This window comes from Limnospira sp. PMC 289.06 (assembly GCF_032350395.1).
Lineage (GTDB): Bacteria > Cyanobacteriota > Cyanobacteriia > Cyanobacteriales > Microcoleaceae > Limnospira > Limnospira platensis.
Window position 1 is genome coordinate 39,236 of record NZ_JARPLC010000023.1, and the last position, 9,779, is coordinate 49,014.

General features: G+C 46.3%; 8 protein-coding genes. 4 read left to right on the top strand and 4 right to left on the bottom strand.

Annotated features, from left to right (window positions below):
* Window positions 1–50 precede the first annotated feature (50 nt).
* Together murJ and P5674_RS07600 are read right to left on the bottom strand one after the other, a co-directional pair.
* The gene (gene murJ, locus P5674_RS07595) at window positions 51–1,664 is read right to left on the bottom strand and encodes a murein biosynthesis integral membrane protein MurJ (RefSeq protein ID WP_006625222.1); all 1,614 of its coding nucleotides are present in this window, start codon (window positions 1,662–1,664) and stop codon (window positions 51–53) included.
* Window positions 1,665–1,727: 63 nt separating this feature from the next.
* Entirely contained in the window at window positions 1,728–2,099 is a 372-nt protein-coding gene (locus P5674_RS07600) for a VOC family protein (RefSeq protein ID WP_006625223.1), read from the bottom strand.
* Between the two features lie 132 nt (window positions 2,100–2,231).
* On the opposite strand from P5674_RS07600, the gene tftA reads away from it, so the two are divergent.
* Together tftA and P5674_RS07610 are read left to right on the top strand one after the other, a co-directional pair.
* On the top strand, window positions 2,232–3,593 hold the full coding sequence (gene tftA, locus P5674_RS07605; protein ID WP_006625224.1) for a hormogonium tapered terminus morphoprotein TftA: 1,362 nt from the start codon (window positions 2,232–2,234) through the stop codon (window positions 3,591–3,593).
* Between the two features lie 3 nt (window positions 3,594–3,596).
* Window positions 3,597–4,994, top strand: coding sequence for a 2-succinylbenzoate--CoA ligase (locus P5674_RS07610; protein WP_006625225.1), 1,398 nt, complete (start codon window positions 3,597–3,599; stop codon window positions 4,992–4,994).
* Between the two features lie 114 nt (window positions 4,995–5,108).
* On the opposite strand, the gene P5674_RS07615 is transcribed toward P5674_RS07610, so the two are convergent.
* A complete protein-coding gene (locus P5674_RS07615) occupies window positions 5,109–5,261 on the bottom strand; it encodes a hypothetical protein (RefSeq protein WP_006625226.1) in 153 nt (50 codons plus the stop codon).
* A gap of 206 nt (window positions 5,262–5,467) precedes the next feature.
* On the opposite strand from P5674_RS07615, the gene P5674_RS07620 reads away from it, so the two are divergent.
* Window positions 5,468–6,226: an LmeA family phospholipid-binding protein gene (locus tag P5674_RS07620; protein WP_006625227.1), complete on the top strand. Its 759-nt coding sequence runs from the start codon at window positions 5,468–5,470 to the stop codon at window positions 6,224–6,226.
* Window positions 6,227–6,306: 80 nt separating this feature from the next.
* Here the strand turns inward: P5674_RS07620 and psb35 are convergent, their stop codons facing one another.
* Complete coding sequence (gene psb35 / locus P5674_RS07625; protein WP_006625228.1) at window positions 6,307–6,474, bottom strand: photosystem II assembly protein Psb35; 168 nt, start codon at window positions 6,472–6,474, stop codon at window positions 6,307–6,309.
* Between the two features lie 133 nt (window positions 6,475–6,607).
* Here psb35 and P5674_RS07630 point away from each other — a divergent pair, with 133 nt between their 5' ends.
* A complete protein-coding gene (locus P5674_RS07630) occupies window positions 6,608–9,517 on the top strand; it encodes a glycerol-3-phosphate acyltransferase (RefSeq protein ID WP_315669909.1) in 2,910 nt (969 codons plus the stop codon).
* The last annotated feature ends 262 nt before the right edge of the window (window positions 9,518–9,779 follow it).

The window sequence follows — 9,779 nt, forward strand, 5'->3', positions numbered from 1 at the left end:
CAAGCGGGAAATCTGATCACCCGGAAAAAAAGCCCTAGCATTCAAACCTCCTATTTTTGGAAGCGTTTTTTAACTCGGGAAATCAGTAAATCCACTTCCGGTAATTTCATCTGTAACGCCCAGAAAGCAAACAACCCCAAACCAATAAATCCTGGAATAGACAGTTCCAATAATATGGCAAAAAATCCTCGGCTACCTAACCACTCCTCCAAACCGAGACGAATTACCCAGGCCACTAAGCCAACGACTATACTACCAGCAGCCAAGCCGAGAAATGGCCGACTCCACTCTTTCCAGGGTAAACCACCTAGGCGGATATGTAATAACCATAACATCATCACCATAGAGATTAAGTTAACTCCCACGGTAGCCAAAACTAAACCGGGCGCACCGAAAGCATTAACCAAAATGTAGTCTAATAGTGCATTCAGGAAAATGTTAAAGAGACTAACCCGAAAGGGAGTCTGTCCGTCTCCGAGACCGTAGAAGACTCTGACTAAAACATCTCGCCCCAGGTAGACAAACATTCCGCTACCATAGGCCATTAACATTAAAGCCACAAATTTGGAGGCGGCTAGGTCAAAGGCGTAGCGTTCATATACCACCCGCACAGAAGGCAATGCTAAGGCTACCATTAATGCACTCAGGGGTAACATGGTAATCGCCGTTAGGGTTAAAGCCTGACGGATACGGTCTTTTAATTCTGGCCAGTCGCTGGGGTCTCGCAAGCGGGAAAACAGGGGCAGGAATGGCACTAAAATCATGTTGGAAATGATGCCGAGGGGCGTTTGTACCATTAACCCGGAATAAGCCATGGCGGCGGCGGCTTGGGGTATGTAGGAGGCGAAAAATAGGTCGGTATAGACGTTAATTTGTAGCGTCCCTGATGACAGGGTGGCGGGAATCATTACTTTCATTACGTCTCGGACTCCGGGCTGTTGGAAGTTGAAGCGCAGCCGCAGTTTACCGAGTCCCGATCGCCACATGGCGGGAAGTTGTACAATCCACTGTAGGATAGCCCCAGATAGGGTTCCTCCGGCTAATACTAGCCCTCCTAACAGGGCGTATTGCGGTTGGGTGATACTTTCGCCCAAATATAGGGCGAGGGCGATTAAACTGCCAATCAGGGCGAGGCTGGAAAATAGGGGACTAATGGAGGGTAGCCAATACATATCGGCGGCGTTGAGGCTACCGAAGCCAATACCTATTAACCCAGATAAAAGGGCCATCGGAGCCATGATTTTGAGTTGCTGAATGGCGATCGCCCTAATTTCTATGCCTTCCGGGGTCTGGCTTAGTCCTGGGGCGACTAGATCAATCATAGGGGTGGCAAAAATGATTAATCCCACCGTCACAAATAGCAAGACAGTCCCCACTAGGGTGGTGATCGTTTCTACTAGGGGTTCGATTTCTTCCCGTTTACGTTTGGCCAACGCGCTGACGATCGCACTATGGAAGGGGCCGTTAATGCCACCTAATAAAATCAGCAGGAAGCCAGGAATTACATAGGCGTAGTTGTAAGCATCGATGGCTGGCCCTACTCCAAAGGCTGCAGCCATCGCCTGTTGTCTGACTAAGCCAAAGATTTTACTAATCAGAGTGGCGATCGCGACAATGGTGGCAATTCCCACCAGGGACCGGGTGACTTGTGGTGATTCTGACACAGAGTTTTAGGAAAGTAGGAATATATGGGACAGGGTTAATTAATAACTGTTAATTGTCAACTGTCAAGTTTTGGATTCGTATACAATAATCCGGTTTCCGCAAGGATCATAAGCGTAAATTTCCCGACCGTGGGAGGCGATGATAATTTCGCCCGGTGGTGGGTAGCCTAAATCGCGAAAATTCTTGATCGCTTTTTCTAGGTCACTTACCTGCAAGCATAAACTCATTGCGCCCTTAGGGGAACTAAATTCTTGGCGATCGCCGCTTCTGGGTTCAAATATCCCTAATCGTAAACCCGGTAATTGAAATTCCGCATACACTCCCTCAATATAGATCTGGGGTGGCATCCCCAATAAATCACTATAAAATTGGCTGAGTTGGGCCAGATTAGGGGTCGAGATGGTGACAACAGCCGCGTGACAGTGTAAAACCATATTTGGGAACTTAAAAAGGGGGGGCTTGACTACACTTGATCATCATAGTTACTTTTGGGATCAGGCGATCGGCATAATCTAGTCTTAAATATCATTGATTACTTTCATCGAGATCACTTAATTAATTGAACAATGGCGCGAATTTTTATATCTGCTGGTCATGGAGGTTTTGAGAATGGGGTTAGAGACCCTGGTATTGTAGCCGGGGGAACTACTGAAGCTCAAGAAATGATCCGAATTCGAGATATATTATTATCAGAATTGCGTTCTCGTGGGGTTCAGGCTTTGGCGGTCCCTGATGATCTATCTCAGGTCCAAACTATTGACTGGATTAATACTTATTCCCATCGTGGTGATGTGGCTATTGAATTGCACATGGGAGGCTCTCCTAATCCTTCTAATCGAGGGGTTACTGTATTTCATATAGCATATAATTCTCAACGCAAAAAAGATGCCGAGTTGATTCTCTGGTCCTTATTGCGGCGGGTTCCTCAGTTTCCCAGCCGTGGCGCTAAACCGGACACGGAAACTGGACTCGGACATCTAATTTTTTGCCGTTGGATTGCTATTCCTTCCTTATATATAGAAATCGGTTATTTGACTAATCCTAATGACCGGAATATTTTACAAAGCCGCCGCGCAGATATCGCTACCGGTCTGGCTGATGGTCTGGTGGCTTGGGTGAAAAGTGAACATATTAATCCCACCCCTCCTTTACCCCCAGGAAATCGGGTTTATGGTTCAATTGGGATTAGAATTAACGGTCAGGTTTATGGGGAAAGGGGACTTTTGGTTAATGGTAACTCTTATATACCTATCGATTTGGTAGACCGCCTAGGAATTGACTTAACCCAATTGGCTAGGGTGATTCGGATTCGATATAATAATATTGTTTATATTAAGGCGATCGACTTGCGGAATTTTGGTATTGCTGTCAGTTGGGATAATCCTAATCGGACGGTGGTTTTAAGGTCGATTTCTCGACTCTATAACGACCAAATCGATCGCATTATGGGGGGAGGATATACCACGGAAGTACAAATGATTGTATTTCTGAAGTCAGAAAATCCTGATGCGCCTAATCAGTTTCCCGAAATTGCTAAATTATATCGCCGTGAAGCTATGGTCGAAGGGGTTAATTATGATGTGGCTTTTTGTCAGATGTGTTTGGAGACGGATTTCCTCAAATTTGGCGGAATTGTCAAACCTTCAGACTATAATTTTGCGGGTTTGGGAACTGTTGGGGGTTCCTCGGAAATTGCTGCATTTGCTACTACTGAAGAAGGGGTGAGGGCGCATATTCAACATCTGAAAGCCTACGCTACCCATGAACCTATTGTTCAGGAAATTGTAGACCCTCGTTTTGATTATATCACTAGGGGGGTCGCTCCCTCTGTGTTTTCTTTGGGAGGAAGATGGTCTGATGACCCTCAATATGGCGATCGCATTGTGGCTTTAGTCCGAAGACTTTATGAAATGTCTGGCTTGCTGTAATCTATGGATTATCAAATATCTCCTAAATCACAGAATTTTAATATCCCTAACCCTCACAATTTTTTAATTGCTGAAAACGGCGATTTATTTCTAGATATTGTGCAGCAAACTCTGGGCGAATTGATTAATTATCATCAAGAATATGGGAAAACAGCGACTATTTTAATGGCGGAACCTGATCCGGTCATATTTTTAGCCACCTTTTGGGCGGGTATTATGGCTAACTGTTCCCTGATTTTAGCTAATCCCAATTGGACTATTGGGGAATGGGAACAGGTGTTTAATCGCATAGGTCAAACGGATTTACAATTTGGGAAGATTCCCAAGATTGCCAATATTGATCATGTCAATAATCCCGTAAATATGAGGCGATCGCCTTTTCCTGATGGGTCGATATTAATTCCCACAGGTGGTACATCAGGAACCATAAAATTTGCCGTTCACACCTGGGAAACCCTCACCGCTTCCGCCATAGGATTTCAACAGTATTTTGACCAATCCCAGATAAATAGTTTCTGTATTTTACCCCTATTTCATGTGAGTGGGTTAATGCAATTTGTGCGATCGCTAATTACTGGGGGACAGTTGGTAATTTGGTCTGGCAAAAATTTAGAAAATCGTGACTATCCCCAACTAGATATTTCCGATTTTTTTATTTCCCTAGTTCCCACCCAACTACACCGCCTTTTACACCATCCCCAAACCGCTAATTGGTTATCCAAATTTACCACCGTTTTATTGGGGGGAAGTCCCCCTTGGTTAGAGTTACTCAACCAAGCCAGACGACACCAAATTAGACTTTCTCCCACCTATGGAATGACCGAAACAGCTTCCGGGGTTGTCACCCTAAAACCTGATGATTTTTTAGCCGGAAACAATAGCAGCGGTCGCGTCCTTCCCCATGCTAAGGTCATGATTGTAGATCCACAGGGTCAACCGGTAAAATCTCCCGAAATTGGATTGATTAAAATTCAGGCTAATTCTCTCAGTTGGGGTCATGACACACAGATAAATCAACCTAGACTCAGCCAGTTGATTACTGATGATTTGGGATATTTTGATGAATGTGGATATTTAACCCTGGTGGGAAGACAGGGAGATCAAATTATTACTGGGGGTGAAAATGTTTTTCCGGTGGAAGTAGAAGCCGCTATTTTAGCCACGGGAATGGTGGCTGATGTTTGTGTGGTGGGAATTGGCGATCGCCACTGGGGAGAAGTGGTCACGGCGGTTTATGTTCCCCATGACCCTCCGGTATCTATTCAAATATTAGCCAATTCTTTAGGCGATCGCCTCAGTCGTTATAAACATCCCAAAAACTGGATAGCAGTTGATACATTACCCCGCAATGACCGAGGTAAAATTAACCGCCAATTGGTCATTCAACAAATCCAAAACTGATTTGATTTGGGATGATCAATTATTCCGATTGATTACTTGACAAAATAGACCAAGCCTGGTATAATCCCGCCGAGGAAAACGCCGGAGTATGGGGGTCGAGGGAAAATCGCCGCCTTAACGAGGCGGGTTTCTGTCTGGTTGGCGGGACTGTTTCCCTAAGTTATCAATCCATTCCAGTAAACGGCGCGATAGTTGCCAGTTGCGGTTTAAAATTTCATCGGAAGCCACAATAGCCCCCAGTAGTAGCGCCACTGATAATATATCCATAATCCCTGATACTTGCTAGATTTTACAGTTTGAGTGCTACTGGAGCATCAGGATAGACTGTACAGTGTGATTTTGTCAAACCCAAAACTGAAAAACCCTGTCTTATGTGGGATATAAGGGTTATCTATGGAGACGATCGCGACAAAGTATTTAACATATCTTAAGATTCCGTTATAATAGCGGGCGATAGCAAGCGAGCAAAGGGAATGGTACAGGCTTTGTTTGGAAGCAGTCCGATTCAGACCCCAAGTGGCGATCGCCTGGTCAGTAAAGTTGTCGGGGCAGCGATCGCCTCATTATTCAAACGTTCTGATCACATAGAAGCTAACGTCCGTGCCGAACCCGTGGCCAAGCTGTTACAGGGAAGCGTAGATGGATTTGACTTCATTGGCAAAGGAATGCTGATGTACAATGGTCTGCGGATCGCAGTGATGGAACTCTACCTAGAAGCAGTGGCGATCGACTTTAGCGCCATTTTTTCGGGTCAAGTCCAACTGCGACAACCGACAATGGCAGTGATGCGAGTAGTTTTGACCCAAGAGGATCTGACAGAATCCTTTAATACCCCCTTCATTGTAGAGAAGTTACAACGTCTCCAGTATCAGGGCGAACCCCTAAAGTTTCAGAAAACCCAAATGCAGGTCAACCCAGATAATACCCTGGGGTTTCAGTCTCAGATCAGGATTGGCGACTCTCGGAGTTTAACCTGTGTAGATTTTTGCGCCCAGGTCGAAGTACAAAAACGTCGGCATATCCAATTTGTCAACGTCCAATATAACGGGGACCAAGAGGCTGTCAACCTAGGTAAAGCCATGATTGATCACGTCAACAATTTACTTGATCTCGATAAGTTTGCCCTAGAAGGTACACAACTACGGGTTGATCGGATGCGGATTCAGAATGAGTCCCTAATTTTCTACGGTTCAGCGCAAATCAACCAATTTCCCAAGGGAAAAAGGGGTTAATCGTGGGTTGATGGTCACTAACCCCAGCCTAGGGCCTATTGTCTAAGCCCTAGGCAGTCAACTACCACCGGATAGGTGGGTTAGGATTTAGGATCATCCTTACCAACTTTAGGGATAAAATCGGGGCGATCCTTACCTTCCCAACCGGGGGGTCGTTTAGAATTGTACCAAGCGATCGAGCCAATACTCACAGCAGCAATAAAACCCACAACCAACACAGCTACCGGAATCCAAAGGGTATTTTCCATGATAGATATTTCCTTTCACTTCACCAATGTATTAACGATTATCCTACCTGATAGAGCAGGCTAGGAGTTTTTCACTTCCATTTGGGGTTACACTGCAATACATACATTGCGCGCTGTAGAGGAAAAATTCCCAATGCCACCTTGGGTTTTTGGATTATTGATGATGGTCGGTAGCTTTGTGTTAGGGGGACTTCCCCTAACCAGTTGGATTGTCAAAGGGTTAACTCGCATTGACTTAGCCAAGCAGGGTAGCGGTAACGTCGGGGTTGCGGCAGCTTTTACCCAAGCCGGGAGGGTCGCGGGCATTTTCGCGGCTGTAGCTGAAGCGCTCCGAGGTATTATCCCAGTAATTGTCGCCCGATCGCTATTTCCTAGTGAATGGGAACCCTTAGCCCTAATTTCCCTAGTTTTCCTGGTAGTCGGTCGATATCTGATCGCCAAAGGCGGCGGTGTCACTAATGCCACTTGGGGGGTTTTAGTTTATTCTCCCCCAGTGGCTATCTCCGCAGGGATTAGCGGTCTATTACTGTGGCGGTTAGCCCTGACTATTTGGCCGAGTCAACCTACCCGCGCCCGACTGCGGGCTATGCGTTTCGCCTGTTTAAGTAGTCCCCTCTGGTTGTCTGCTTGGCATAGTCTCCCGGATCATCGTGATTTATCATTAGCAGAACTCCTAGCAGCGATCGCTTTAGCTTTGGTGTTGATTATAATTAACCTGCGCCAAGGTGATGATTTTGGCTTGTTTATGAAACAGCAATTATTATCCTTAAATGACCCCCTAGATCTTGATAGCTGTGGTGAAAAAGCCACCCGGCTTAGTCAACTAAAACAAGCCGGGTTTAAAGTTCCTTCCGGCTGGGTTTTACCAACTATGGGCAATCAGGAAATTGCCCGAGATAGCCAATCTCAACATCAAGACGAAATCGACTATTTTCAACTGCCAACACCAACTTATCATTATCCGTTAATTGTGCGTTCTTCCGCCTTGGGAGAAGATGGAGATAGCAGTTCCGCCGCCGGACAATATACCACCGTTGGTCTGATTACATCTGAGGCACAATTGCGGTCAGCGATCGCCCGTTGTAGAGACTCTTACTGGAGTGCGGAAGCCAAAGCCTATCGCCACCAAAGGAATTTATATGACACCGGAATTGCCGTTTTAATTCAACCCTATATTAGCGCCCAGATATCTGGGGTCATGTTTACCCGGAATCCCTTAGATGGAGGTTCCCAGGTGGTCATAGAAGCCTTAGCCGGGGAAGGAGATGTCGTAGTTTCTGGGCAAAATACCCCCGTACATTTAGAAATAGACACCGCCACAGAAACGGCTACTTATGAGAGTTTAAATAAACTGGGAGATGATGGTTTATTATCGCGATCGCTACTAGGGGATTTAGTAGCAGAAGCACAGGCGATCGAAGCCTTTTATCATGGTTTACCCCAAGATATAGAATGGGTTTGGGATGGCGAACAGATTTGGATATTGCAAACTCGACCCATTACCAACCTGCGACCTATTTGGACTCGGAAAATTGCCGCCGAGGTAATTCCGGGGGTAATTCCTCCCCTCACTTGGTCAATTAATCGGCCTTTGACCTGTGGAGTATGGGGGGAAATTTTTAGCCTGGTTTTAGGGAAAAAAGCCAGTCAACTAGACTTTCAAGAAACCGCGACCCTCTTGGGTTCCCACGCCTATTTTAATGCCACCCTGTTGGGGGAAATTTTTAGGATGATGGGATTACCAGAACAGGGTTTAGAGTTTCTGTTGCGGGGGGAAAATATGGGTAAACCACCCCTAAAAACTATGTTGGCTTCTGTACCAGGTTTATGGTTATTGGTACAGAGAGAGTTGGCGCTAGTCCATGAATTTGAACGCGATCGCGACAAGATTTTCGATCCGGGTTTACAACGATTAGAAGCTGATAGTTATTATGAAACTCGCCTACCAAGTTCCCTATCTTTACCACAGTTGATCCAACGGGTTGACCGGATTCAAGAAATCCTGAAATTAGCAACTTATTACAATATTTTGGGACCCATTGGCTTGGCAATTCGGCGATCGCTTTTTCAAGTCCCAGAGGAATGGCTACCCGTGGCTAATTCCCCCGAAGTCGCTTCCATGCGAGAGTTGCAGAAAATTGCCGATCACCTCCCGGAAGGGGAAAATTTACAGGTATTAGCAGACCAGTTTTCTCAAAATCCTGAGTTGCAACAACAGTTTAAACAATGGTTGCGCGAGTATGGATATTTAAGTGAAGTGGGAACCGATATTTCCGTCGCGACTTGGTGGGAACAACCCCAGACATTTCGGCAGATGTTATTCACTATGGCGGAAAATCCCGCCAGCGGCACTAATCGCAATGTAGGCGGATTTAGTGTCTGGCAAAAATGGCGGCTCAATCGGTGTTATAAACGAGCTGTAATTAAGGGTGAAATTGCCGAGGTTTATGGTAAATTATTGGCTCATTTGCGCTGGACTTTTTTGGCAATTGAAGCCGTCGCCTTAGAGTCGGAAATTCTCACGCAACCGGGGGATATTTTCTTTTTGAAATTATCCGAAATTCGCAGTTGGATAGAGTCGGGAATTGATCCGCAATGGCGGGAAGTGGTCAAACGGCGGCGACAACAGTATGAATGCGATCGCGATCGCACCGTCCCTCCCGTAGTTTATGGGAATTTGCTACCCGAACCATTACCAGAACCCCTCGAAGGCGCTTTACAGGGAATTCCCGCCAGTGTCGGCTCCGTGGAAGGCTATGTACAGGTTTGTCGGAATTTGGCGGAAGGCTTGGAAAATGGCATCGAAAAGCCCATTGTGGTAGTCCCCTATACTGATGCGGGTTGGGCTCCTTTACTCATGGGGGCGGCGGCGATTATTTCTGAGGTGGGGGGTCAGTTATCCCATGGGGCGATCGTCGCCCGCGAATATGGCATTCCGGCGGTGATGAATGTCTCCCAAGCCATGTCCCGCCTCAAAACAGGTCAACGGGTCCGGGTTGATGGCTACCGGGGGACGATCGAGATTTTGGACGATTCCAATTAATAATTATCACCCTCGTAGGGTGCGTCAGAGGGATAACCTATCGGGTCAACCGCCAATTTTATTCATCTGACGCACCACCCCTATCGTGGTCAAGAAACCCGGTTTCTCAATTCTCAATTATCGTTCGTAGGGTGCGTCAGAGAGATAACCTATCGGGTCAACGGCCAATTTTATGGCTCTGACGCACCACATTAATTATCGGGGGTGGGGCGGGTTTATTCAGATAGTCCTAGGGATGGAAAATTGACAGCCACAGAGGGGG

Bases quoted from the DNA above. Each gene is read 5' to 3' on its own strand.
- P5674_RS07615 (WP_006625226.1), bottom strand. From the start codon at position 5,261: ATGGATATATTATCAGTGGCGCTACTACTGGGGGCTATTGTGGCTTCC.
- P5674_RS07600 (WP_006625223.1), bottom strand. From the start codon at position 2,099: ATGGTTTTACACTGTCACGCGGCTGTTGTCACCATCTCGACCCCTAAT.
- P5674_RS07620 (WP_006625227.1), top strand. From the start codon at position 5,468: ATGGTACAGGCTTTGTTTGGAAGCAGTCCGATTCAGACCCCAAGTGGC.
- psb35 (WP_006625228.1), bottom strand. From the start codon at position 6,474: ATGGAAAATACCCTTTGGATTCCGGTAGCTGTGTTGGTTGTGGGTTTT.
- P5674_RS07630 (WP_315669909.1), top strand. From the start codon at position 6,608: ATGCCACCTTGGGTTTTTGGATTATTGATGATGGTCGGTAGCTTTGTG.
- tftA (WP_006625224.1), top strand. From the start codon at position 2,232: ATGGCGCGAATTTTTATATCTGCTGGTCATGGAGGTTTTGAGAATGGG.
- P5674_RS07610 (WP_006625225.1), top strand. From the start codon at position 3,597: ATGGATTATCAAATATCTCCTAAATCACAGAATTTTAATATCCCTAAC.